24 protein-coding genes are annotated in these 26,244 nt (G+C 35.4%); 9 read left to right on the plus strand and 15 right to left on the minus strand.

What is annotated here, in order from left to right; translation table 11 throughout:
- Positions 1-259 precede the first annotated feature (259 nt).
- Positions 260-1,066, minus strand: coding sequence for a thermonuclease family protein (locus tag F6K27_RS13320; protein ID WP_287276093.1), 807 nt, complete (start codon positions 1,064-1,066; stop codon positions 260-262).
- 105 nt (positions 1,067-1,171) lie between these two features.
- Complete coding sequence (locus F6K27_RS13325) at positions 1,172-2,431, minus strand: transposase (protein WP_287276094.1); 1,260 nt, start codon at positions 2,429-2,431, stop codon at positions 1,172-1,174.
- A 28-nt stretch (positions 2,432-2,459) separates the two neighbouring features.
- Between F6K27_RS13325 and tnpA the strand changes: the two genes are divergently transcribed.
- Entirely contained in the window at positions 2,460-2,870 is a 411-nt protein-coding gene (gene tnpA / locus F6K27_RS13330) for an IS200/IS605 family transposase (RefSeq protein ID WP_287276095.1), read from the plus strand.
- A gap of 173 nt (positions 2,871-3,043) precedes the next feature.
- On the opposite strand, the gene F6K27_RS13335 is transcribed toward tnpA, so the two are convergent.
- Positions 3,044-4,420, minus strand: a complete 1,377-nt coding sequence (locus F6K27_RS13335) for a Rieske 2Fe-2S domain-containing protein (protein WP_287276097.1) — start codon at positions 4,418-4,420, stop codon at positions 3,044-3,046.
- Between the two features lie 509 nt (positions 4,421-4,929).
- On the opposite strand from F6K27_RS13335, the gene F6K27_RS13340 reads away from it, so the two are divergent.
- A complete protein-coding gene (locus tag F6K27_RS13340) occupies positions 4,930-8,166 on the plus strand; it encodes an efflux RND transporter permease subunit (RefSeq protein WP_287276099.1) in 3,237 nt (1,078 codons plus the stop codon).
- Positions 8,167-8,502: 336 nt separating this feature from the next.
- Here the strand turns inward: F6K27_RS13340 and F6K27_RS13345 are convergent, their stop codons facing one another.
- Complete coding sequence (locus tag F6K27_RS13345) at positions 8,503-9,087, minus strand: pentapeptide repeat-containing protein (protein WP_287276101.1); 585 nt, start codon at positions 9,085-9,087, stop codon at positions 8,503-8,505.
- Between the two features lie 890 nt (positions 9,088-9,977).
- Between F6K27_RS13345 and trpB the strand changes: the two genes are divergently transcribed.
- Positions 9,978-11,207 (plus strand): tryptophan synthase subunit beta, encoded by a 1,230-nt coding sequence (gene trpB / locus F6K27_RS13350; protein WP_287276103.1) that lies wholly within the window; start codon positions 9,978-9,980, stop codon positions 11,205-11,207.
- Between the two features lie 178 nt (positions 11,208-11,385).
- Here trpB and F6K27_RS13355 read toward each other — a convergent pair whose 3' ends face one another.
- From F6K27_RS13355 to F6K27_RS13365, 3 genes are all read right to left on the minus strand, one after another.
- Positions 11,386-12,015, minus strand: a complete 630-nt coding sequence (locus tag F6K27_RS13355) for an acyl carrier protein (protein WP_287284267.1) — start codon at positions 12,013-12,015, stop codon at positions 11,386-11,388.
- Between the two features lie 111 nt (positions 12,016-12,126).
- Positions 12,127-12,369 carry a hypothetical protein gene (locus F6K27_RS13360; protein ID WP_124146775.1) on the minus strand — a complete coding sequence of 81 codons (243 nt, stop codon included), beginning with the start codon at positions 12,367-12,369 and terminating at the stop codon, positions 12,127-12,129.
- A gap of 132 nt (positions 12,370-12,501) precedes the next feature.
- Positions 12,502-12,933: a hypothetical protein gene (locus F6K27_RS13365; protein WP_124146776.1), complete on the minus strand. Its 432-nt coding sequence runs from the start codon at positions 12,931-12,933 to the stop codon at positions 12,502-12,504.
- Positions 12,934-13,219: 286 nt separating this feature from the next.
- On the opposite strand from F6K27_RS13365, the gene F6K27_RS13370 reads away from it, so the two are divergent.
- Together F6K27_RS13370 and F6K27_RS13375 are read left to right on the plus strand one after the other, a co-directional pair.
- Positions 13,220-13,450, plus strand: a complete 231-nt coding sequence (locus F6K27_RS13370) for a hypothetical protein (RefSeq protein WP_124146777.1) — start codon at positions 13,220-13,222, stop codon at positions 13,448-13,450.
- 92 nt (positions 13,451-13,542) lie between these two features.
- Positions 13,543-14,091: a CAP domain-containing protein gene (locus F6K27_RS13375; RefSeq protein ID WP_287242677.1), complete on the plus strand. Its 549-nt coding sequence runs from the start codon at positions 13,543-13,545 to the stop codon at positions 14,089-14,091.
- Positions 14,092-14,398: 307 nt separating this feature from the next.
- Here F6K27_RS13375 and F6K27_RS13380 read toward each other — a convergent pair whose 3' ends face one another.
- Positions 14,399-15,973 carry a photosystem II high light acclimation radical SAM protein gene (locus F6K27_RS13380; RefSeq protein WP_124146778.1) on the minus strand — a complete coding sequence of 525 codons (1,575 nt, stop codon included), beginning with the start codon at positions 15,971-15,973 and terminating at the stop codon, positions 14,399-14,401.
- A gap of 463 nt (positions 15,974-16,436) precedes the next feature.
- Between F6K27_RS13380 and F6K27_RS13385 the strand changes: the two genes are divergently transcribed.
- From F6K27_RS13385 to F6K27_RS13395, 3 genes are all read left to right on the plus strand, one after another.
- Positions 16,437-16,805: a DUF1830 domain-containing protein gene (locus tag F6K27_RS13385; protein ID WP_287276106.1), complete on the plus strand. Its 369-nt coding sequence runs from the start codon at positions 16,437-16,439 to the stop codon at positions 16,803-16,805.
- 221 nt (positions 16,806-17,026) lie between these two features.
- A complete protein-coding gene (locus F6K27_RS13390; RefSeq protein ID WP_287276108.1) occupies positions 17,027-17,584 on the plus strand; it encodes a hypothetical protein in 558 nt (185 codons plus the stop codon).
- A 279-nt stretch (positions 17,585-17,863) separates the two neighbouring features.
- A complete protein-coding gene (locus F6K27_RS13395) occupies positions 17,864-18,619 on the plus strand; it encodes an ATP-binding cassette domain-containing protein (protein WP_287276110.1) in 756 nt (251 codons plus the stop codon).
- Positions 18,620-18,768: 149 nt separating this feature from the next.
- Here F6K27_RS13395 and F6K27_RS13400 read toward each other — a convergent pair whose 3' ends face one another.
- Positions 18,769-19,524, minus strand: coding sequence for a response regulator transcription factor (locus tag F6K27_RS13400; RefSeq protein WP_287276111.1), 756 nt, complete (start codon positions 19,522-19,524; stop codon positions 18,769-18,771).
- 747 nt (positions 19,525-20,271) lie between these two features.
- Here F6K27_RS13400 and F6K27_RS13405 point away from each other — a divergent pair.
- Positions 20,272-20,526 (plus strand): DUF6761 family protein, encoded by a 255-nt coding sequence (locus F6K27_RS13405; RefSeq protein ID WP_287276112.1) that lies wholly within the window; start codon positions 20,272-20,274, stop codon positions 20,524-20,526.
- Between the two features lie 91 nt (positions 20,527-20,617).
- On the opposite strand, the gene grxD is transcribed toward F6K27_RS13405, so the two are convergent.
- From grxD to phnM, 6 genes are all read right to left on the minus strand, one after another.
- Positions 20,618-20,953, minus strand: a complete 336-nt coding sequence (grxD, locus tag F6K27_RS13410) for a Grx4 family monothiol glutaredoxin (protein ID WP_287276144.1) — start codon at positions 20,951-20,953, stop codon at positions 20,618-20,620.
- Positions 20,954-21,170: 217 nt separating this feature from the next.
- On the minus strand, positions 21,171-21,428 hold the full coding sequence (locus tag F6K27_RS13415; RefSeq protein ID WP_124146784.1) for a BolA family protein: 258 nt from the start codon (positions 21,426-21,428) through the stop codon (positions 21,171-21,173).
- A gap of 141 nt (positions 21,429-21,569) precedes the next feature.
- Positions 21,570-22,250 (minus strand): hypothetical protein, encoded by a 681-nt coding sequence (locus F6K27_RS13420; protein ID WP_287276113.1) that lies wholly within the window; start codon positions 22,248-22,250, stop codon positions 21,570-21,572.
- Positions 22,251-22,672: 422 nt separating this feature from the next.
- On the minus strand, positions 22,673-23,350 hold the full coding sequence (locus tag F6K27_RS13425; RefSeq protein WP_287276115.1) for an HAD-IA family hydrolase: 678 nt from the start codon (positions 23,348-23,350) through the stop codon (positions 22,673-22,675).
- 658 nt (positions 23,351-24,008) lie between these two features.
- Positions 24,009-24,566 carry a phosphonate degradation HD-domain oxygenase gene (locus F6K27_RS13430; RefSeq protein ID WP_287276116.1) on the minus strand — a complete coding sequence of 186 codons (558 nt, stop codon included), beginning with the start codon at positions 24,564-24,566 and terminating at the stop codon, positions 24,009-24,011.
- A gap of 534 nt (positions 24,567-25,100) precedes the next feature.
- Entirely contained in the window at positions 25,101-26,237 is a 1,137-nt protein-coding gene (gene phnM / locus F6K27_RS13435; protein ID WP_287276118.1) for a phosphonate metabolism protein PhnM, read from the minus strand.
- Positions 26,238-26,244 lie beyond the last annotated feature (7 nt).

The following is a 26,244-nucleotide window of genomic DNA, read 5'->3' on the forward strand; positions in this document are numbered from 1 at the left end:
TTAGGTACATCTAATTCTCAAAAATTACTGACCTAAATATTTAGCTTTGCGGAAGTCAACAGTTCAAAAAATAGTAGTAGCTTGTCTAGATTAAAAATGTGGGTTAAACAATCTACCCTTGCCCTTAGTAAGGGAATAAAGGGGAATCGAGAGTTTAGTTTTTACCCATAAATTTAGTCTAGACGCGCTAATAGTAAGGGCTAAATACCAACTACAAACAAAAACTTTTTCAATGATGTTAATATTTGGTCAGTATTAATTATTTTGCAAATAAATTATTAGCTTGTTCTTGAACTTTATCTTCAAACTCAGGTTGAGTAATGACACCATTTTTCAAGTCTTCAAAAAGAGTTGATAAAATCTGGTCTTGCTCCTGTAATTTGAGTTTAAATGTAGCATCAAAATCAGCTTCAGTAATTGTACCTTCTTTCAAGTCTTGACTCATATCTCTCAGAAAAGACCTTTGTTTTTTCTTCAGGGAACGAAACACCCAAGGTGGAATAAATTCTGATTGAGATTCTTGCCATATTCCACGTTGATTTATCTGAGCATCCGCTTCTGCTAATAACAACATTATTGCAGTGTCTCTTGGACATTCGCTAATATAATCATAATAAATTCGACTCAAGCCTTCCTGGACTAAAATGTATTGTACAAAAGTACCATCTAATAAATAAACTTCACCAAAACAACGTGGCGATCGCCCTGGTCGTTTTTCTTCTCCAGTAACTTTAACTTTGACTTTATTACCACTTTTTTCAACTAATTCTTGGAGTCGCTCTTTGCCTTTTTCTCCCCATTCAAATTGACTACGATATATTTGATTTTCATTTTTACGATTCATTTTTTCCACCTGTGAATCTCCCCATCCTTTAGAAGTTTCTGGAGTATCAATATAAACGAAACGTACAGTCATTTCCTGGTTATCTTCATCAGAAATAACATCAAAAGTATCGGCATCTGATACTTTTTTGACAGTGTAAGTTTTTAGGGTCTCAAAATATGATGGAGTAGGTAGTTTAACTTGACCCAGACGAGTTAAGATATTGTTGATTATTTCTTTCATCAATAATTAAAAATTGCTAGCTGTCTACTAATAATACTAGAAAAAATAGAGAAGTTATGTAAGTGAAGTCTCTCCCGTTAAATCTCGCGATTATAACGGGAGCTTCTAAAACAAAGATAATTGAACCCAAGTTTCAAAAGTTTCTTGCTTCATAGGCTGACCAACGTCTAAGCCTCCACAAGCAGACAAGATGATACCCACCTCGTTTAATGCTCTATTTAATATGTTAACTGCTGCATTCTCATCTCTATCTAAAACTGTTTTACATTTAGGACAAGAATGAGTTCTAACTGACAAAGTTTTAGGTACTTTATGACCACAATTTGAACAATTTTGTGATGTATTATGAGGAGTGACTTTGACTACATGAACACCGCGTTTGACCGCCACTGCATTCAATTTTTCAATAAAAGCACCCCAGGCTACATCATAGATTGATTTTGATAATTTGCTATTTCTGGCTAAACCTTTAATGTTAAGGTTTTCAACTGCAATTAAATCATACTCTTTAACTAATTTATGGGCAGTTTTGTAATGAAATTCTTCTCTTTGTCTAGCAATATGTTGATGTAATTTAGCTATTCTATTTTGAGCCTTTTTCCAGTTATTAGAACCAATTTCTTTTCTAGCTGCTTTACTTTGTTTTCTAGCTAAATTAGATTGAGATTTTCTATAAAAATTAGGAACAGAAACAGTGTCTCCAGTATTGGTCGTCAGAAACTCTTTGAGGCCGACATCAATACCCACAGCAGTTTTTATATTCTCTGTAGGAATTAGATTAGGAACTGACTTATCTTCCAAGCTAAAACTAACATAATAACCGTCAGCTTTCTTTGTTATAGTTGCAGTTTTAATAGTAAAACCTTCGGGGATAGGTCTATGAACTATTACTGGAATAGCGCCAAACCTGCTAATAATAATTTGCTTACCATCAAATTTAACTGCTGCTTTAGGATGATTAACTCTACTAAAACAAAATGACCTTAATTTGCCAGACTTCTTGAATCTTGGTCTACCAAATCTCTTGCCTGTTTGATCTGGAACTAACCAACGTTTCCAGGCTTTATCCAACCTTTGTAAGTTAATTTGTTGAACTTCAGAATAGATGTCTTTGTATTCTGGAAAGAGAATTTTTGTTTGTTTAAGTGCTGATTGTTGAAAATAATAATCAGGCTTGCCAGGAATCTCGCCGATAGGACATGATACTATTGAGCATCGGTCTAATTGACACCTAGTTCTATTTAACCAGTCTAGTCTTTGACCATTAGCGTAATTCCAATGCCTCCTGAGCAACTCTAGCCAATAGTCAATTTTTGCTGACTGTTCAGAAGTGGGCTTGATTTTATAGCAATAAGTAATTATCATATTTTGATTTTACATTTACTGCTATGTTATGTCAAGCAACTATAATAAAGGTTTTAGGTCTGTTTATTCTCTTACTGTTCATATCGTATTTGTCACCAAGTACCGAAGAAAAGTAATTACCTCTGAAATGCTGCAGCAGTTAAATAAAATATTTGATCAAACCTGTCAAAAGTGGGAGTGTGAATTAGTAGAGTTTAATGGTGAAGTTGACCATGTACATTTGTTAATCACATTTAACCCAAAAGTTCAACTGAGCAAATTTATAGCCAATCTCAAGACTGTTTCGAGTAGGTTGATCCGGAGAGACTTTGCTGATTACCTAGCTAGGTTTTACAGGAAACCTGTACTGTGGACTGGTTCTTACTTTGTTGCTAGCTGCGGAGGTGTAACTATTGAGCAATTAAAGGAATATGTTGAACATCAATCGACACCTACATAACCTTGTTGTCGGCAATTCCCCTCCCGTTAAATCTCGCAATTATAACGGGAGACCCCGAGACCGTATCAAGTTGGTATTGAATCGATATTTCGGATATAGAAATGTATGGCAAACAAGGGCCTAAATAATTAATAATTAATAATTAATAATTAATAATTAATTGTTGAAGAGTCCTAATACAATTTGACCACAGGTAAACCTGTTTTGGGAATACTGGTCAGAAAACCTTGTCTGATGGAGTCTAATTTATAAGAGCAAATTAAACTCAATATACTCAGTAAGACTGGTAGCAAAATAATTTTTACTGACAGATTAATTGCGATTAAAAATAAAGCTAAAATTGCTAAAACTGCTGTAAAATTTTGACAAAAATCTTTGATTTTGTCTATCAAAATTAGAGATTGCCGACAACTAGGGCAATGCTTTGTATGTCTGTGCCAGCGATCGTATAATTGTTCATCATTGAATTCTAGAAAAGGTGTTTCTGTAATTCCTTGCCATTCAGGTTTCCCCCCCGCAAATTCATCTAACCATTTGCGAAAAGTAACTATACCAACATCAGCTAATGAAGGCATGAAATAGGATTTTTGCCAAGTTTTATTCTCTGTTGATTCGTTAATAGTTTGGGAGTGCATTATTGATAAATCTTGGTTACTTAACTTATAGCTAGATGAATGTTTTAATCCTGTTTGTAAATACTTTGGTAGGAGTTCAAACCACAAGTTACGTTTTTGGGGAACACCATCAAAAATAAACTTACTAATATGTTTACAATAACCTGGTTTTGTTGGTACAAAATATAAGATAAACAAACCAGATTTACCATGAGAAAATTCATATATTGTTGTATTAAAACAGGGAGGTATGAATTTTCGTGTGGCATCCATATCTTTGTTAAAAACATTATAACCAGAATGTTTTAAGGTAAAACCATCTTCAGCAGAAATTTCTCCGAATACTTTAAAACGTTGGATAGGAATAGCTCTTTCTGGAGAAAAACCTGCAATTCCTTCATGCAAAAATTGGGCGTGAGAAGGGTCAAAACTACTTTCAACAGAGACAGTATAACCAACAGGAACTTCTGACATAAACCAATCTATTGAAGAGCTATCAACTTGATCTTCTGGCATCACAGCAGGTTGTTTTAAAGTAGAATCTTCAACAGCAGTATAACTATTATCTGGCCATACCCAAAGTAAGTCTTGTAACACTTGAGTAGGATATATAGTTACTTGCGATCGCTCACTATTACAAGCTGTTTCTAGAGCTTTTTCTTCACTCAACATTGGAATATTTGTACATTTACCTGTTCCATCAAAACACCAACCATGATGCCGACACATTAGGTATCCATTCTTATCAATACTTCCTAAAGATAACTGCGCTAATTTATGGGGGCAAGTATCATCCATTGCTATCCATTTTTCCTGTTTATCCTGCCAAATTACTAACCTTTTACCAAGTAAAGTTATTGGAGTTGGATGAGAGGGGTCTAGATAATTTATGGGAGTTACTGGATACCATTGTTTAGTCCAAGAAAATTTAGTCATAATGAAATTAATTAATGTATTATATCAGTTTGATAAATCTTTGCTACAAATATTTAGGTTACTGCTTAGGAGTCAGGAGACAGGAGTCAGGAGTCAGAATGAATAGGGTACTATTTCTTATGTAGTAATTTATCTTTTTCGTCCAATAGATATTTCCTACAAATTATTTTAATACTGCTTATTATTTGTAACATTCTTTTTTCACGCTTGGTATTAACTAGCTATTAGCTTTTGGATAATTGATAATTAATCCATTTTCAAATAATTATCCGGGTGTATCTCAATTTTGAATAAAGCCAAAAATTTATCGCTTTTAGGCAACAGGCAACAGGCAACAGGGAATACATAGGAAAAAAGTATTTTTGCAAGTATGAGATGCACCCAATTATACATTGCTCATTATCCATTATCAATTAATAAAGCTGTAAGATGTAATCAGATTTTACCACTTAATGACAGTCAAAATATTACTTTTGACTTTTGACTTTTGACCTTTGACTTAAAAATTAATGTTTACCAATTTTTTCATCAAAAAACCAGTATTTGCCTCGGTCTGTTCCCTACTAATTATCCTAATCGGATTAGTAGGTTACACCCGTCTACCAGTGCAAGAATTTCCTACTGTTGAACCTCCAGTAGTTAGCGTGCAAACTAACTACCCAGGAGCTAACCCAGAAGTAGTAGAAACAGAAGTAACAGAAATTCTCGAAGCAGAAATTAACGGTGTCGAAGGTGTCAAAACTCTAACCTCTAGCACCAGGGAAGGTTCAAGTTCCATAAATGTTGAATTTGAACTAGACCGTGACCTAGAAGCAGCAGCTCAAGATGTTCGTAGTCGAGTTTCCCGTGCTATGAGAAGACTGCCCGATGAAGTTGATGCACCAGTAGTTTCTAAACGCAGTAGCGATGATGAACGGATTATTTGGCTTGCTTTAACTGGGGAAAAATACTCGTCCTTAGAGTTAAGCAACTATGCTGATAAATTCATCAAAAATGTCTTAGAAACTGTTAACGGAGTGGGCAGTATTTTGATCGGTGGCGAACGTCGCTACGCTATGCGACTATGGTTAGACCCCAAAAAAATGGCTGCCCGAAATATTACAGCATTAGATGTAGAGCAAGCACTTAGACGACAAAACGTAGAAATTCCCAGTGGGAGAATAGAAGGGAAATCGACCGAATACCCCATTCGGACTTTTGGTCGTTTGCAAACTACAGAAGAATATGAAAACCTAATCGTTAGACGAAATGATGATAATTCTCTCACCAGACTCAGGGACATTGGTAGAGCAGAAATTGGAGCAGAGAGCGATCGCACCCTTGCTCGTTATAATGGTAAACCAGCAGTAGGTCTTGGTATCAGTAAATTATCCGGGGCAAATATCATAGAAGTTGCTAACGGCGTTAAAACCAGGATGAAGGAATTATCCAAAGACTTCCCCGAAGGAATGGAATATTACATCAGCGTTGACTACTCAACATTTGTGGAAGTAGCTATCAAAGAAGTTTGGAAAAGCTTATTTCTAGCAATTTGTTTAGTTGTCTTAGTTATCTATGCATTTCTGCGAGACTGGAGAGCAACTCTAATTCCCACCATCACTATTCCTGTTTCTCTCATTGGTGCCTTTGGGGTAATGTATTTCATGGGATTTTCCATCAACACCCTCACCCTATTTGCCCTCACATTATCAACAGGTTTAGTAGTAGATGACACCATTGTTGTCTTAGAAAATATAGTTCGATATATTCAAGAAGAAGGCAAAACTCCCATGCAAGCAGCCATCTTAGGAGTAGGGGAAGTAGTATTTGCCGTCATTGCCACCACCGTTGTATTAATTGCCGTATTCTTACCAGTCGCATTTTCTGGAGGTTCTTCAGGGCAAATATTTAATGAATTTGCTCTAACTATTGCAGTCTCAGTCGTATTATCCACCTTCGTCGCTTTGACTTTAGCACCAACCTTATCAGGGCGAATCTTAAAAAGACATCAACCAAAAGAACATCAAAACTTCCTTTCCCGCGTAGTTGCTACTCCCCTAGATTTATTTGATTATGCTCTAAGTCGCATCTCAGCCATGTATGATTGGTCATTGCGTCTGTTGATGAGAATGAAACCATTAGTAATTTTAGGATTTATCCTATCTTTCTGGGTAATCTTTTGGTTATATCAACAACTCCCCCAAGGATTTTTACCCACAGAAGACCGGGGGCGAGTATTTGTATCCGTTTCTGCACCAGAAGGTGTCAGTGTTCAATATACTGATAACGTTATGCGTCAAGTAGAAGATAAACTCTCTCAAATACCTGAAATGAGAGGTTATTTCAGTATTGTGGGATTTGGTCGTTCTGCCCAAGCAAACCGAGCTTTTGCTTTCACCAACCTCAAACCATGGTCGGAACGCAAGAAACCAGAGGAAGCACAACAAGAAATTGTTAAACGGTTGTTTGGAGCATTTGCTCCCATTACTGATGGACGAGTTTTTCCCATTAACCCCGGTTCATTGCCTGGAACTGGTCGCACTCAACCAGTACAGTTTGTGTTGCAGGGAAATGATTTAGAAGAACTAGCGCGAGTCTCTGAAGAATTTACTAATGAAGCGCAACAGTTACCCCAGTTGAATAATATTGATACAGATTTGAAGATTAATAAACCGGAGATATCGGTAGAAATTGACCGCGCTCAGGCATCTAATTTAGGTGTATCGGTGGAGGATATTGCGCGAACATTGCAAATAATGATGGGAGGGGAAGATATTACTAACTTTACCCAAGGAAATCAACGTTATGATGTAATTGTGCGAGCTGAGGAACAGTTTCGTAATAGTTTACAAAATATTGATGATTTGTATGTACGGACTGAGTCAGGAGTAATGATACCTTTGAGTAATGTGGTGAAGGTAAGTACGACAACCACTCCTCCTCAGATTAATCACTTTAATAGATTTCGTTCGGCAACTATTCAAGGAAGTCCGGCATCAGGGGTGAGTCTGGGTGAGGCGTTACAAGTGTTGGACGATTTGGCAGACCGGATTTTACCTGCTGATATGCGAACCGACCTCCAGGGTGAGTCGTCACAGTTTCGAGATGCGGGTCAAGCGACGATGCTTCTTTTTGCCTTGGCAATGATCTTTATTTTCTTGACATTGGCAGCTCAGTTTGAGAGTTATATTGACCCGGTGGTGATTTTGTTGGCAGTACCGTTATCTTTGTTGGGTGCTTTTGGAGCGTTGTGGTTGGCGCAGTTGGAAGTGAATGTTTATAGTCGAATTGGGTTGATTATGTTGATTGGTTTGGCAACGAAAAACTCGATTTTGATTGTGGAGTTTGCTAATCAGTTGTTGGCAGAGGGTATGTCTATTACTAAAGCAGCAGTTGAGGCATCCCGTTTGCGGTTTCGCCCAATTTTAATGACGGCGTTTTCTACCATTTTCGGGGTAATGCCATTAGCTTTTGCTTCTGGTGCAGGTGCTGCTAGTCGGGTTTCGATTGGAATGTCGGTTATGGGTGGTATGTTGGTTTCTACAATTTTGAGTTTGTATGTAGTGCCGATATTTTATGTGATGGCGAAAGGTTTACAGTCACGTTTATTTCATAAATCTGCTGAAGAGTTGGCAGGTGGTTATGATATCAATGGTTTTTCTAATGGTAATGGTAATGGTAATGGTAATGGTTATACTAACGGAAATGGTAATGGTAATGGTAAGGCAAGTTATGTTAAGGATGGTGTGAAAGAATTGAAAAAATAGGCGTTTACTTATTATAGTTTTGTGGAATGGGTATCTTGCCCGTTCCTGATATTTTCAGGTAGGTAAGATATCCACCCCACTTATATTCACCCCACTTCGGAGATTAAAATCTCCAACTTGTTTTCATCCATCGGCTGAAGTCTGATAGCTTTCAACTGCCAAATTCAAGGTAATGGTATTAGTATCTAATTATTTTTTCACGGTATAGCCAGTGGGAGCATCTTGCTCCCGCCCTAATTCTTCCCGATCTCTACCTACCATTACTATGCAAGACTACCTTTTTTTCTAACTCCTGTCTCCTGTCTCCTGTCTCCTGTCTCCTGTCTCCTACCCCTACTACCGAGCGGCAAACAATCTACTCGCGTGAGGTTCTCCAGGCAAATCTTCAACAATTGCACCTTGCTGTTGCAACTGTTTCTTCATCTCTGCAGATAGTCCAATACCAAGAGAAAATCGAGTCTCCTTCACATCAACCCCATTCATCTTAGTCTTCTTGAGGTCGGCACCACTTAAATTAGCATGACTCAAATTTGTATCAATTAAAATTGCTTTCTGTAAATTAGCGCGACTCATATCAGCATAACTGAGATTAGCATAACTCAAAATGGCCCCACTCAAGTCAGCAGCACTCAAATCTGCCCCACTCAAATCTGCCCCACTCAAATCTGCACGAGTCAGGTTCGCTCCACTCAGATTCGCCCCACTCAGATTCGCACAATACAAATTAGCACCAATCAAAGTAGCATTGTACAAATTAGCACCAATTAAATTTGCTCTAAATAAATTAGCCCGGAATAAATTAGCACGAAACAAACTCACACCAGCTAAATTCACATTACTAAGCTCAGATCGAAATAAATCAATATCCCGAAAATTTCTTTCTCCAGAGGCATAACGTGCCAAAAATTCTTCAATTTTCATAATTTTATCTTAAAATTTTCTTGATGTTTTCATCTAAAACTTTAAATTTAGATGTGTTTCTCTTCTCTGTAAGTTTTAAACACATAAAGACAAGAAACTTATATAGCAGAAGGAAGAAGGAAGAAAGAAGAAGGAAGAAGGCTTTAGTTATCTAGGAGAGAAGACTTTAGTTATCTAGGAGAAAAGAAAAATCTTACGTTATCTGAGTTTTCAGCTTTCGATCTGTTCTAACTTTTCCTTCAACTGCCATATTAATTATCTTGGACTTTTTTTTAAATGTTAGGTGATTTTTATAACAATATTTTACAAAAGTTATATTTGCTTGATATATACCAATAAAAGTTTAAATTTTATTAAAAAAGTTGATCGATACAAATACAAGAATTTATGTACATCTAAGTTGCACTTTTTATAATTTTAAATCAACCTCTATATAGCAATCCTATATCATTAGTAAAAAATCAAAAAATAGATCGAAAATCTGAAACTATCAGACCTTTTCCCTCCCCCTAATTTCCTTTTTACTGAATAATTAAGGTTTAAAGCCTTTCCCTTAAAGGAGAAAAAATAAAAAATTTTCGGCGTTGCTGAATTGAAGTATGAATGCGCGATTGTTTGGTTCTGGTCAAGCCCCCTAAATCCCCCATTCAACAAAAAGCGCAGCATCCTCTGGTTTCCCCCTTTCCAAGGGGGACTTTTAGAGTTTTATTCCCCCCCAAAATTGGGGGGTTAGGGGGGCTTGCATCATACCCATAATCAGCAACGCCAAATTTTCCTTTTAGTCAATCCTATCCGTTTTCAAGGAGAGGTAATTATTAATTATTAATTATTAATTGTTGAACAAAAAGCCTATATATAATGAAAAATATTCTATTTTTGAGAAAAAATTAGTGACTACTACACCTCTAAATCCTACTTCAACTCAACAACCAGATACTCTCGGCAGATTTGGCCAGTTTGGCGGTAAATATGTCCCCGAAACATTAATGCCTGCCTTATTTGAGCTAGAAGCGGCCTACAAAAAATACAGTCAAGAACCCGCTTTCCAAAAAGAACTCCAACAACTTCTGCGAGACTATGTAGGTCGCCCTAGTCCTCTTTATTTTGCCGAACGTCTCACAACTCACTATGCCAGACCTGATGGTACAGGTCCACAAATTTACCTCAAACGGGAAGACCTCAACCACACTGGTGCCCACAAAATCAACAATGCTTTAGCTCAAGCTCTATTAGCTCTGAAAATGGGTAAAAAACGTGTCATTGCCGAAACAGGTGCTGGTCAACATGGTGTCGCCACTGCCACAGTTTGCGCTCGGTTTGGATTGGAATGTATCATCTATATGGGCGTTCACGATATGGAACGTCAATCTCTCAATGTATTCAGAATGCGACTAATGGGAGCGGAGGTACGACCAGTGGAAGCTGGCACTGGCACCCTGAAAGATGCAACATCAGAAGCTATTCGAGACTGGGTAACAAACGTGGAGACTACCCACTATATTCTCGGTTCCGTTGCAGGACCTCACCCATACCCGATGATGGTACGAGACTTTCATGCTGTTATCGGTCAAGAAACCCGCACTCAATGTTTGGAAAAGTGGGGCGGTTTGCCTGACATTTTGATTGCTTGCGTTGGTGGTGGTTCTAATGCAATGGGTTTATTCCATGAGTTTATGAATGAGTCGTCAGTCCGAATGATCGGTGTAGAAGCTGGTGGTGAGGGAGTTGAGACTAATAAACACGCTGCTACTCTGACTCTTGGTCGTGTTGGTGTGTTGCATGGAGCTATGAGTTATTTGTTACAGGATAAGGAAGGTCAGATAATTGAACCTCATTCTATCAGTGCAGGTTTAGATTATCCTGGTGTCGGACCCGAACATAGTTTTTTGAAGGATAGTGGTAGAGCTGAATATTATAGTGTGACTGATAATGAGGCAGTGGCTGCTTTTCAACGTTTGTCTCAGTTGGAGGGAATTATTCCAGCACTGGAAACTGCTCATGCGATCGCTTATTTGGAAACTCTCTGTCCACAGTTAAATGGTAGTCCGCGTATTGTGTTTAACTGTTCTGGACGTGGGGATAAGGATGTGCAGACAGTGGCTAAGTTTTTGGAGGGGTAATTAATTTGTAAATAATTAATTTGTCGGGTGCGTTAGACGGCTAAAATTTAGACTGTGAAAGGAATTTAACAATCCGTCATAACGCACCGTTTTAGATATGTCAATTCAGTAAAGTTGAAAAATGTTCAGTAATTAATATTAATCATCAAAATACTATAGTTTGTCTACTTTATAAATACTAATTACCTTTCTTTGTTGTCTCCTTTTTTGCTTGATTAATAATTGCATCACAAATATAGTTGCATATTCCTTTAATATTCCACGAGTATTTCCCATCATTACCTGGTAACTCTACCTCAAGTTTTTCTAACGGCATTTTAAATTCTTTTTCGAGTGCCATTTGCAATTCCATTAATACCAATTTAAATTTTATATTATCTAGCTTATCGAAACTGAAAATTGTCTCTAGTTTAACTCTTTCTATATTTATTTTCAACTCCTGACTAATTACTTTTTTAACTCTTTCTAAAATTTTACTTCTGACTAAAATTATACTTCTAAGTTTATTGGCTTTTTTTTCAGCATTTTTTCTCATTAACTTTAATGCTATTTCTGCAAACTTATATTCTTCAATGCTTTCTATTCTCTGACTATTTATTAACTGTTTTTCCATTTGATCGTAGAACTGAATCAAGTAGGATTTGATCATTTCTTTTTTGTGCCCTACAGGAATACTACCAATATTTTCTCCATACTTTTTTTCAATCTCAATTTCTTCTGAAGAAACATAATATTTAGGAACTGAATTTTCGAGGAAAAACATTAAATATGGATCTTGTTGATTGTTTTTGGTTTTAACTTGACTCAACAAAACTATTTCTAGTTTATCTAGGTGAGTAAATGCAATTCTTATGTTAGACGGCGAATTAAATTTTTTGCAGTAAACAAGATTGATTTTATCTAACTCTAATTTTAACTTTTAACTTAATAATTTAACAATCATTTTTTTGAGAATAATCAAGTAAAATAAATCTCCAACTGTGGTAGAAAGCATATTATCTTGCATCTCCAATGGAAATTCTTTTTTCAGTGCTTTGACTAGAGGAGTATTAGAAAAGTTAGTCTCAGTTGTTAATCCCAAATCATTGATAATATAACTATCTAAAGTTACTTTATCTAAGCTGACTTTTAAGTATTTACTAATCATATTTTGAAGTTTCATAAATTCTGGAAGCTGACTTTTATCCCTGCCAGACTTTTCTAGTGCTATCTCTATAGTTTTAATTCTTTCCGCTTCAACTATGCGGTTTTTTTTCTCAATTTTTCTCCGTATTTCTGATTCAATTCGGAATCTTTATTCCTGATATTTTCTATGTTTTTCTGCTTCAAGTACCTTTACTTTTCTGATTGTTTTTTCTTGAAGATATTGATTAATAAATCCTTCGGCAATTTCAGCAAATTCTGATTCAGAAATACTTTTTCTTGTCTGACTATTTCTAGGCTTATCTCTTATTTCGTCATAACCATAAATTACGGATTGTTTTGCTTGATTTTTTTCAGCATAAACCGTATATTTAGGATTTCCTTTTTCTAACAAAATCAACAAATATTGATACTTTTGATTATTCTTAGTTTGGAGTTGATTTAACAAAATTATTTCTAGTTGGTCTGGGCGATTAAATATCTTGATATTTTGCTGAGATGGTAAATTAAATTTTTTCTTTTTCCGATAAACCAGATTATAGTTAGAAATATTTTCTCTGATTTGAGTAATTTTCCTGGGCATTTTTTCTAGGGGTTTAAAATGATTAAAAACTTAGCCGTTCAAATTGTACCATTTTGGATTTCTATAATAAATATTTTGTAGTGATCGCCAAATTTTACCTTTTTCATCATCATTAATCAGAGGGCGTACTAATTATCTGATATTTACTTCTGTGTACGGAGATTCCATACCTCTAAAGTAGGGATGTTCCATGAAATGTCCCTGCTCATAAAATGTAGAAAAGTTGTTGATAAATGGTATTATATTTATTGTTAATACAATATAATTTTTCATAAACGATATTATTATGCCAGCTACACCAGAAAGTATCCACGCTTTTCTTAACTATTGTCGAGAATATATTAGTGGTACAAAAAGAAGTGATGGTTGGTTATTTCTAAATATATTTTTTCAAGCATTCAGATATGAAGGTTTAAAAGAAGTAGGTGCTAAATGTGAAGAGGTAGTTCCTGATGGTAGTCGCAAGGGAAAAACAGGATTTGCCGATTTATTTTGGCCTCGTAAAATCCCACTTTAGAACAAGTTATTAATGTGGCAAATGTAGCCGTAGAATTAATAAAAGAAAGTGGAGTTTAAAGAAGTTGCACATAGCAGAGAGTAGATTAACGAATGAATCATAAATATTTAAAACAAACTTTCTGGAGTCTGGCAATATTGTTGAGTAGTTGTAATTATCAACAAGTTATTAAAAATTTGCCAGAAATGCCAGAAATTCAAAATTCTAGACAAACTCCTATCTCCAGACCAAGAGTAGCAATTTCACCTGATGTTAATGGGTTAGAAAAAACTGTATTTGCTCAAATAAATCAATACAGAAAATCTAAAAACTTACCACCTCTCCAGTGGGATAATACTATTGCTCAACAATCTAGAATTCATGCTCAACAAATGGCTAATGGAAAAACAACTTTTAGCCATGATGGTTTTAAGGAAAGAGTACAAGTAATTAGTCAACAAGTTCAACTCCAAAGTGCAGCAGAAAATCTAGCTAATAATTTTGGTTATAATAATCCTGGAGAACAAGCTGTTGAAGGTTGGATAGATAGTCCTGGTCATCATAAAAATATGGTAGGTGACTATAATTTAAGTGGTATTGGTATTGCTCAAAATTCTGAAGGAACATATTTCTTTAATCAAATTTTTATTAAAACTAGGTAAGCATTTCCTACGGAATGCTGCGCAAACAGCGGTCAGCTATCAGCTATCAGCTTTATTACCTTTAGTGGAGAATTTAAGCTTGCTGTTCTTGTGCTTCAATTCTTTGTTTAAAAATGTTGTAGAAGTTAAGCAAATGCTTGCTTCATTCATTAAAAAGCTGAATGCGAGCGCATTCCGCAGGAAGAGCTGACCGCTAATAGCTAAATGCTTACTAATGAATATTACATTCTTAGTGAAATTATGATTACAGGTTTAGATGAAATTTATTAATACGAAAAGGTGCGCTAATAACGCACCATGATTAACATTAACCTGCTTTGACTAACTGTTTTTTCTCTGAAGATACTATAGGCGCACTTAAAGCTTCTTCCAGTTCAGCACGACCTAATTTTTCTTCTAAAATATTCATTACTTCACGACCAAAATCATTAGAATTTCTTTGCCAAGCTTCTAAACAAACTTCTCCAAAAAATGCACCTAAAGGTTCTGGATTCCATAATAACTTTCTCGCAGTCCAAGGCATTAAACTCATAGGGTCATATCCTGGTTTGAGAACTTCATTTTTCAGGGCATAATCTTCTAAATGAGTATGAGGTTGTAACCCAATAAAAAAGATAGCAGGTTCTACTTTTTCTGCTCCAAAAATTTTCTCTAATTCTCGGTGATAAGCAATAGTTTGTCGAATCGTTTCATAAGTTTCATCTATTACATTAAATGAGTAATTCACCGAAACTAAATCATTAAAACCAGCAGCTTTTAAATCTCGACAATTTTCCAATACTACCCGCAAGTTATAACCCATTCGCATTTTGCGAACCAGTTCCTGGGAACCACTGGTAATGCCAATTTCAAAATAATTCATCCCAGTCTTTGCCATGAGGTCGCACAACTCGGGAGTGAGGTTATCAGCACGAATATATGCCGCCCAGTGAATATCATCCATACCTGCATCAAGGATTTTTTGCAATAATTCAACCGCATCATCCATAAACCTACGAGCAGGAATAAACTGAGCATCAGTAAACCAGAAGTTACGAATACCGCGATCGTATAGTTGCTTCATTTCTGCAACAACTTCATCCGCAGGGTTGATCCGGACTTGTTTACCCTCAATAACTGTATAAACACAGTAACAACAGTTATGAGGACAACCACGTTTAGTTTGTACCCCTATATAGAAATCTTGGTCTTGTAAGTAGTATACAAATTCTGGCCAAATACTATTAATATAGTCGTAGTTACAGGCAGTTTTTTCCACAGGAGCAGGTTTTTCGTGAATCAAGCGATCGCGTGGTGATGTTTCTCCTACCACATAGCATCGTTGATCGTTAAAATCTTCTGCTCGAAGAAGTCTTTCTAACAATACCTCTCCTTCTCCTACAGATACAATAGTACCAGTGGGTAGACTACGACCTAATTGTTCATAAAATACACTTACTGCTCCACCACCAACCACTGCACGAGTTTCAGGTCGATAATTTCTCGCCCTTTTGAGACCTTGTTTTATTAGTCCTACATTGCGCCAGAGTTCTGTATAATAGGAAACAGCTAACCGCAAACCTCCTATTGCACCTCTAAATTTAATCAGAGGGTTTTTCGCATAGTAAAACTCGAAAGCATTTTGCAGAGGGTTTCCTCCACGACCTCCTACAGGTGCATATATCTGAATATCTCGCCAGGAAAACACTAATAGATTTGGTTTAAACTCATCAATACAATCATTGAGAGCTGTTTTATAGTCCAGAGGAGGTACTGCCCCAAGGTCAAATATTCGTTGTTCTACTTCTGGTAAGTACTTGTGGACATGATCTGATAGATAAACAACTCCGATGGGAAAAATCGGATTACAAGGAAGACGAACATAAAGAACTTTATTTTCCATAATCAATGTTTCTTATCACATATATAACTTTTTGCTTTTTGTAAGTATTTTTGTGAAGAAAGATAATAAATATGGTGGACTTATTTAATTTTAGTATTTATTTTCTTAAAATTTTGATACACAATCTTAATAATCGTAAAATATAGGTGTTGCTGATTTTAAGTATGAAATTTATAATAATGTAAGTTTTGATACAAAAATTCAAGGGTGCAAATCATCACCTAATTTCCCTAAAACCGATACCCGACTATATAGAGCTACATTCATTCCTAAGTATAAGAAGCTTTAATTAAACAAAAAGCTGAAAATTTGGAATAATCTTAAGATTTTATTCATATTTATATGGGCCATGTGATGCTAATATTGTTAGTCAGTATTCAAGATTACAACTGATTGGGATCGGTTGATGTTAACTTGTAGATATAACTAAAACTTGTTTAAAGTAAAAACTTTTCAATAGACTATGACACAAATTCTTGATCCCTTACCATCTAACAGTTCAAATCAAATTCTTTGCTGCTACGTTAATGCAACAAGTCAAATCCAAATTGCGAGAATTAGTAATATACCAAATTGGTATTTTGAGAGGGTTGTATTTCCAGGGCAGCGTTTAGTTTTTGAATCTGTTATGGGCGCTTCTATGGAAATTCATACAGGCATGATGGCAAGTTCTATATTATCTGATACAGTACCATGTGATCGCCTACAAATAAATCAAGGCCCTTATTCCTCTATTTCTAAAACTGAACAGGGTATACCAAAATTAGTTAGTTTACCTCAAAGACGGGAAACCCCTGCAAAATCAGCAGCAGTTTTAAGCGCAGTGGATTAATTTAATTTAGAAGTGTCGAGGATATATCAACTGAGTCACAATTATTCCATCAGAAAAAAGTTGATGTCCTAGATAATTAATACTCCCAACCAATGCAGTTATTTTATGTTTTTGTATTCAAAGGGATGTTAGAGAGGAAATGGGTTTATACCCATTTCCTCTAAAGTTTTTAATGAACAAATAATAAGTCTCTTAAATTAAAAATATTTAGTTAAGAAAAAATGTCTCAAAATCAAGACTCAGAAATTTTTGTATTTAGAATTTCTCCTGTGATTAAAATAACCCTTTTAAGTTTGTATGTGGCATTGACTATACCTCTACCTTTTCTATCTCAAGTCACAAATGCGCCAGTACCTCCTATGATTTTAGGAGCGGGATTAGCACTAGGAGCAGTAGCATTATACGCAGCTTTAACAGAACGAGTAATTATTGATGACCAGGGAATTCAGGTATCCTATCCAGTCTGGGTGCCAGACCTGTTTGGCAAAGGTTGGTATTTGCCTTGGGCAGAAATAAAAGCTCTCAAACCTCGGACTACAGGTCAGGGAGGTTTAGTATATTACTTTGTAAGTAATTCTGAAAAAGGTTATTTGTTGCCCATGCGAATAGTGGGTTTTGCCAAGTTGGTGAGAATAGTTGAGGCCAAGACAGGTATAGATACAACTGATGTACGTCCTTTATCGCAGCCTTGGATGTATTTGATTTTATTCGGTTGTACGATATTGTTACTATTAGTAGATGCCTGGACTATTTCCAACGCGATCGCTATTTCTTCTTGAAGAAGGAAGAAGGAAGAAGGAAGAAGGAAGAACCGAAGGACTAAAGGACTAAAAAAGTGTATGGGGAAGTATTCTATATAGAAGAAGGAAGAGGGAAGAAGGAAGAAGGAAGAACCGAAGGACTAAAAAAGTGTATGGGGAAGTATTCTACATAGAAGAAGCAAGAGGGAAGAAGGAGGAAGGAAGAACCGAATTTTTGTTTCTAGGTATCTTTATCACCCCATCACCCCATCACCCCATCAGTGTGAGGTATTAAACTTATGAAGAAAAAGATAAAAAATGGGACAGCAGCAGCGTCAACTATATTTAGACCGAGTAAGTTTGACCGCTCCAGTTAGCTCTAAGTATTTACTGAAAGATATTTCTTTTGCTGTAGAAAAAGGTGCTAGGGTGGCGATGGTAGGTACTTCTGGAGCAGGGAAAACATCTCTATTGCGATTATTAAATCGATTAAATTCCCCTACTTCTGGTTCTATATATTTGGATAACCAGGAGTATAGCAAGATTCCTGTTACTCAATTACGACAACAAGTGACAATGGTTTTACAGGAATCAAAACTTTTAGGAATGTCTGTAGCAGAAGCGATCGCTTATCCTTTAAAACTCAGAGGAATAAGGCCACCTGAAATTCAGCAAAGATGTGAATATTGGATACAGCAGTTGCATATTCCTCCCGACTGGTTATCCAGGTCAGAATTACAACTTTCAGTGGGGCAAAAACAGTTAGTAGCGATCGCTCGTGCTGCTGTAATTCAACCTAAAATTCTATTATTGGACGAACCGACCTCATCTCTAGATGTTGGTACAGCAGATCTAGTTATAGGGGTATTGAAAACGTTAACAGAAAGTCAAGTAACGGTGATTATGGTTAACCATCAAATAGATTTAGCTCAACAGTTTTGCACACAATTGTTACATCTAGAGCAAGGAGAATTAATTGAAGACTCTCCTAGTAGTAAAGTTGATTGGGTTAAGTTACGCCATAGTATTATTCAGGCACAAAGACAAAGACAAGAAACTGAAGAATGGAGCTAGTATAATAGACTTGTCGCTAAATAAAGGGAAAAAATCACTCTAACCTAGACAGAGCAATAATTCCCAGCATTTTTGCCATCCAATAGCTACAATCCTTACAGAACAAGGTTTTTGGGGGATTTTTAAGTTATAAAGCCACAAGTCTAATATTAAGCAGGTGTAACTTTTTGAGGTTGTCTATAGCTCTGATAATTCTGTTCCCATGTATTTATAGTTAAGATTTCTCGATTGAACCTATATCCTACATTCCTAACTGTCTGAATTAGACTAGGTTGGCGAGGGTCAATTTCGATTTTTTTTCGCAGAGATAGTACATGGGTGTCTATGGTACGAGGATTATCTATAGAGTCTGGCCATGCTCTGTGTAGTAATTGTGAGCGAGTTAGGGGTATTCCCCCTGATTGAGCTAAGACATAAAGGAGACTAAATTCTTGTGGAGTTAAATCAATTAAACCGCCGTTCAATTTAACTCTACGATGTACTAAATCAATAATCAAGTCACCATAATCTAGACTTATAGGTGGGCTACAACTAATGCTCCTCTGCCGACGTAGTAGTGCTTCTACTCTGGCCATAAATTCTTGCATACCAAAAGGTTTGGTGAGATAGTCATCTGCTCCAGATTTTAATCCTGCGACAATATCTGCTTCAGTTGTTTGCGAGGAGAGCATAAAAATTAAGGACTTTTGCTGTTGCTGAACCCACTGACAAAATTCGAGACTATTTCCATCAGGTAGGTCAGCTTCCATAATTACTAGATTTGGGCAATGACTATGTATTAATTGCTTGGCATGATCAATATTCGCTGACTGATGTACAGAGTGGTTTGTTTGCTGCAAATGCCAACCAAGCAGCGATCGCAAACGCGGATTTCCTTCTAAAATTAGAATACAAGCAGCTCCCACTTAATTCCTAATGGCTTTTCCTATAATTAGCTACTACTAAGTTAACATAAAGTCTAGTAAGAGTTTTGTAACATAGGTCACTGCTTAGATATTTCCTCTGCAAAACTAACAGTGATTATTTTTGAGCGATTTCCCACAAGTATACTTTAATCAAAACTAATCAACTTTTACTTCCTTGCGGTAAAACCTCCTACTGAATTTTTCTCGGTTGATTACTACTTCTTTCTTCTGACTTCTTCTCAATGTGCGATGAATCAATTGTCAATTAATTATTGGCCTTACAGCTATCAAAATCTAGCCTATATCAACGGTGTTCCAGGCAAAATTTTCCCTAATTCCTAATATTTTGCACGACCAAAATCAAAGTTATCTAGTGTATTCAATATTTCACTATATCACACATTTTATTTTTTTTCCAACTCAATATTTTTGAATTTATTTTGAAAATTAGCGGAAACTACAATAAATCTATTGTAGAAATAAGATGGACTGGTAATCAATAGATTTATAAGTCTACTAAAGAGTTGAGGGGTTTGAGGAAATTGTTTTAAAATAAAAGCAGCAAAAAGAATAGTCAAGAAAATGTTTAGCTATAAGTGTTCCTGTAATTTGTAATACCAACTTTATAGTTAATTAACACTAATCTAAAAAAAAACACTAGAAGTTGCACTAAAAATCAAATTACATTAACCTAAAGACTAGGTTTTAACTGAAAATATAACCATTAATTCTGAGAATAAAAAGGTCATGTTAACCGACGCTCTAACAATTCGCCACTATCAAAAACTCACTGACGCCCTCGTCGAAATGTGGAACCGTGGTTACCGCTATGAGGAGATGCGTATATATTTAGATGGCTACCTAGCATCTTTGAGAATCTCAAAAGCGATCGAACCATTTTTAATCAATAGATTGGAGGAAGAAACAACTCGCTACATATACGACCCTTCAAATTTTGAAATGCCAGCATTACAAACTGAAACTGAAATAGATTATTACTAAATTACAGTAGTTTAAATCTAAAAATGAAGGGTATTGAATAACGCCCTTCATTCTTTTTTTTAATAGTTTTAGATTGACAAATGCAGATTCTCTAAGAGTCTAAAGCAATTGCTACCTTTTGCTCTAGTTCTTCTTTATTCTTATTGAACATTTCAATTATCACATCAGAGCCACCGATAAATTCGCCACTAATGTAAACCTGGGGAATTGTTGGCCAGCTAGAATATTCCTTAATTCCTTGACGAATTTCTGGATCTTCTAACACATCAAAAGTTTCATAGGTAGCTCCTAAAATATTCAATATTTGTACAACATTGTTAGAGAAACCACACTGGGGCATCAACTTATTACCCTTCATAAAAACCATAATTTTATTCTGAGTAACTAAGTTATCAATTCTGGCTTTCAATTCTGGAGTTAGAGTCATAGCTATTTCCTCAAATAGAAGATGGTCATCTAAGTATTTAGCATTTAGCTGATACCAACCTATGGCTGATATCTTTACCGTAACTAAATAGCCGAGTACTGTTTGATTTATAGATACTATTAATTTGCCTGATATATTGAGGCAAATTATCAAAGTTAATCAATTATGGCTAATATAACTAAATAATCCTGTCAGCTTTGTAACTCAAAAGCAAAAATTAAGAAGTTTGTCCCACAGCTTCCCACTCTTGAGGAGTATAAGTTTTTAAAGCCAAAGCATGGATAGCTTCAGACGCCATAGGTTCTTGTACAGCAGCATAAACCATTTGATGTTGTTTAACTCGAGTTTTTCCTTCAAACTGAGACGAAACAACAGTCGCTTGTAAGTGGTCGCCACCCCCGGTTAAATCTTGGACTTGTACTTGAGCATCTGGCAACTCCGCTTTAATCATTGATTCAACTTCTTCTAAATTCATTGTTCTTCCACTGTAAAGTTACTGTTATTCTACATATAGCAGGGAACAAGGAACAGGCAACAGGCAACAGTAGGAAAAGTATTTCTGTGTCTTATGGTTCATCATTAACATAAGTAAAACACTAACTCGTTCCTTGCTATATTAATTAAGAGACTGGGATGAGTTAGGAGGTTGATTCTCTCCAGAGGATCTAGGATAGGGAATATCAACAAATCCTAATTCTAGTAATTGTTGGTAGGCTTTTTTTCCTAGATCGCGAGTGGGTTGCTGAGAGCTAATAATTTGAACAAGTAATGGTACTGCTAATTCAGGTTGGTTTTGCGCCCGGTGGACTAAAGCTAATTGATAAGTGGCCTGGTCTCTCATTTGAGCAGTGTCCAACGCCTTGGTACGTTGGTCATCTGCCAGACGATTATCTATACCAGAAAAACTAGCAGCTAATTGACTATAGAAATTAGAAAGTTGATTAAATATTTGACGAGCTTCTTGAAGTTTCTGACTAGCTAAATCATAATTCTCTGAGGCAATGGCATTGTCAGCTTCACTCATTAAACGTTGTCCTCCCTGAAGACTGAGAAGACTATTTTGTTCATTTAAAGGACGAACATTTTCGGGTTGTGTGGGTTGTATTGGAACTGGAGAAGAAGGAAGGTTTTGTGGATCTGTAGAGTTTTCTGGTGAAACTTGAATCGGAATTTCTTGCTCTGCGGAATTTTCAGATTGAGCATTAAGTGGTTGTTGTAAAAGAATGAAAGCTGCCGTAATTAGGAGAGTAAAGCCGAATTTGGAGCGAATTAAAGGAATAGGTTGAGTAAATATCATAATTATTTAGTGAGTTCGTATAAATAAAAAACTATCATAAATGTTGAAAGAGGACTCCCGTTATAGTCGCGATATTTAACGGTGAAAGTGTCAATTTTTAGATATACTATAACTTTTTCAAAAATATATGGTTTTGAAGAGGGTTGTAGGTTTTAGGTTTTAGGTTAATTTTTCCATCTTATAAATAGAGAATTAAAAAGTGTTTCGGTCTGGAAATGCTGTTTGCGGAGTATTCCGGTACGGAAAATGCTGATAGTTAGTTAAACTCTAATGAATTGTGGACACCGCAGGTAACGATAATATATCATCGTTATATTATTATCTTTTCCTTTATTGATTTAATACCTCAACGTTTACACGGTGTCTACAAGTTTTTTGGGTTTTATCCACTTTTCCCTTCTTGCTTCTTGCTTCTTGCTTCTTCAAAAGAATGGTGGTAGTTGCCATAATTGGGGTTGAAATTCTGTTAAGGAATTAAGAATTTGATGGGCGGAATAAAATAAGGTTTTATCCATATCAGGATCGGGTACAACTACTACGGACATTCCTGCAGCTAAGGCAGCTTCCATTCCTGCTAAAGAGTCTTCAAATACTAAACAATTTTTGGGAGAAACATCTAATTTTTTGGCAGCTATTAAGAAAATATCTGGTGCTGGTTTTCCATGTTTAAGATTAGGGTCATCTCCTACAATAATATAATTAAATAATTGGAACCATTCTTGATGATTTTTTGTTTTTAAATTAAATGGTTCCTTGGAAGAACTGGTGGCTACAGCTTGAGGTATTTTATTTTGATATAAATGTTGGGTAAGATGAACTGCACCTGGCATTGGTTTTGCTTGAGGAAAGCGTTGATATGTGAGGGTATTTCTTTGTTGAAGATAATTTTCGGGAGTGACGGGTAGTTCTAATAATTCTACAATTGCTTTAGCAGAATCAATTGATTTTCTACCAGTAATTTTACACTTAGTTTGTTTGTCGAAAATTTTGCCATAACGGCTGGTAATTTCTAGGTTTACTTGAGCATGAATTGATTCTGTATCTAGAAGTAAACCGTCTAAGTCATAAATAACATGAGTGATTTTTGGGAAATTATTCATCGTTTTTTGATAATTATAATTAATTTTTTATACCATTTTTATAATTTTTTACTATAAATACTTAGGGTATTTTGAGTAGTAAGTAGTCAGTAGCCAGGAGAAGTAAAATCTATCTTTATAGTTAAAAGTTAAATAGATATTAAAATAATTTATACCAAATTCATATGAAGTTGTACATAATAGTATCTTAAATCAAATTTTTTATAGATAAAAACACAGTGCTGTTTCATTCTAAACTGTGCAATTTTCTGTCTTGAGGAAACAACGTTATTTCAAGCTTGAATAAATTTATCTTTTACTGTCTAAAAATAAATAAATTCATTACCAAAATCTAGAGTGACATGACACTGATAAAAACAGACAAGTTAATAAATTTAGTTATTGAGTTATATCAAGGGTAAATTTCCTCTTTTAAGTTGATAGGAAAATTTACTATAACCCTACGCAAATAGGGCGCGGACATTCCTCTATTCCTTGTTCCCTTACAACTAAAATTTATTGTCAAATACCAAAAGACGTAGTGCTATAGTTATCAATTGTCAATATAGCAATTTCCAAGAAGTTTGAGGTACAAAATTCATAATTTTTAGGGAGTAGGGAGTAGGGAGTAGGGAGTAGAAAGGAAGAAAAAAACTGTACCTTAGTAACTTGAGAAACACTATATTGCTAAATTATCTATAGTTTGATGAATTATCTGAGTAAAGTGTTTTAAATCTGGAGTTTTAAAACCAACAACTTTAGCTTGGTCATCCCAAATTCTTAGTTTTACTGCATCTTTTGCATAGGGTTGATGAATAAATTGAGCAGCAGCATCAGAAGAAAATACTCCTCCTTGTAATTCTAAACTTTGTTGAGAAGCTGGTGATAAAGTTGAAAAATAGTTAGGTTTTGTTGCACAAAGATAACGTTTTGCTTCAACATGAAGGCGAATTGGTTCTGTTACAGCTTCTCCAAATAAATGTTTTAAATATTTGATACTACGATATTCGTGATTGTCGTTAATACCTTTGTTTGCAGCATCTTCTCCTAAGTCGTGAATTAGATGTCCTAAGTCGTGAAATAAGCAAGCCACAATTAGTTCATTATTGGCTTTTTCTGTTTCTGCTAAAGTAGCACATTGGAGAGCGTGTTCTAGTTGACTAATAGATTCTTGATTATATTGAATATGACCTTTTGAGGAAAGAATTTGAATGATTGTTTTTATATTGGGTTTCATTTTCATTGTGTATTTATAAGTGATAAAAAATAATACCAAATATCAAAAGTATTGCTACATATCTTTGAGGGTTAGGGAGTAGGGAGTAGGGTTCAAACAAATAAGATATTTTGGTTTAATACCGGGAATCGTTACAAACATTACTTAACAATTATTATTACTTAATAACTGAATTTTTCATGAAGTATAGCATTATTTTTGGGAATTAGTATAATTAGTTGTTAGGGGTTAATTAAAACAGATTTACTCTTGAATTTATAATTCTAGTCAATGAAATTTTACCGTTATTTGATGGTGTTTTTTAGGGTTATCTATTTCAGTGAAATTATGACTTTTTTAACCATTAACTAGATTTTTTGACTAGGGTGAAAATTTACCATAGCAACCTTCATACTAAGTTTTGAAATTTTGTTAAGGGGAATTAGCCCACAAATTTTTACAGCCTAAAATACTTGATTGATTTTACATTTAATTTTGGCAAAATTTCCGTGAAGTAAGACTTAAAAAAATCCTCCCTTCTGTAAAATCAACAGTTTAAGCAACACGACGGCCATTAACGATCGCTGAAGTTAAATGGGGGACTATACCATCATCATGTACCGTAATTAAATCGGCACGTTTGCCAACTTCTAAACTTCCTCTATCGTGAGATAAATTAATAGTTTTAGCTGGATTAATTGTAACTAATTTCATAGCTTCATATAAAGGTTTACCAATTTTATGACTAATAATAAAAATAGATTGTAATAGACTCCGAGGTACATAATCTGAAGAAATTACATCTACTAAATTTTGCTCTACCAATTCCATTGCAGATACATTTCCAGAATGAGAACCTCCTAATACTAAATTCGGCGCTCCCATCAATACTTGTAATCCAGAATTATGAGCTTCTTTTGCCGCTTCTAAAGTAGTTGGAAATTCTGCTAAAACTGCCCCATTCTCTAAAGCTTCTTGCACATGACTTATTGTTGCATCATCGTGAGAAGCTAGGGAAATTCCATTTTGTTTTGCTAATTCAACTAATGCTTGACGATTTTTAGGAGCATATTGTTGTTGAGTTTCCTGACGATGGGCAATAAATTTATTCATTTCTGTTTCGCTAATTCCATACTTACCCATGTAATATTCTTTATATTTTTCCACACTCACAAATTGTCTTTGACCAGGAGTATGATCCATCAAAGACATGAGAGAAAGAAACGGATTATTTGCATATTTTTCTGCAGCAGTAAATATATCTTCAAAGGAAATTTCACAACGTAAATGTAGCCGATGATCTGTCAGAAGTCTACCTGTTTTTTGCCCCTCAAAAATAGCTTCAATCATTTCACCAAAACGCTTAACTCGAACAGAATTAGGTTTAATATCTCCAATGGCGATCGCGTCACAAACTGTTGTAATTCCAGAAGTAATTAAGTCTCGGTCGTGGTAAGATACTGCTGCTGCTAAAGGCCATTTTACAGCAGGGCGAGGAGACATACATTTTTCTAGGTTATCTGTATGAAGTTCTATTAATCCAGGCATTAAATATTCTCCTTGACCATCTTGACCAATATTAACAATTCCTGGCTGAATTTCGGCTATTTTTCCATCACGAACTATGAGAGTACCAATAGTTTCTTGGTCTGGTAACTGTAGGCGATAGTTTGTGTAAATTTGTTCGTTCATATTTATT

It is taken from the genome of Okeania sp. SIO2F5 (assembly GCF_010692685.1).
GTDB classification, from domain to species: Bacteria; Cyanobacteriota; Cyanobacteriia; order Cyanobacteriales; family Microcoleaceae; genus Okeania; species Okeania hirsuta.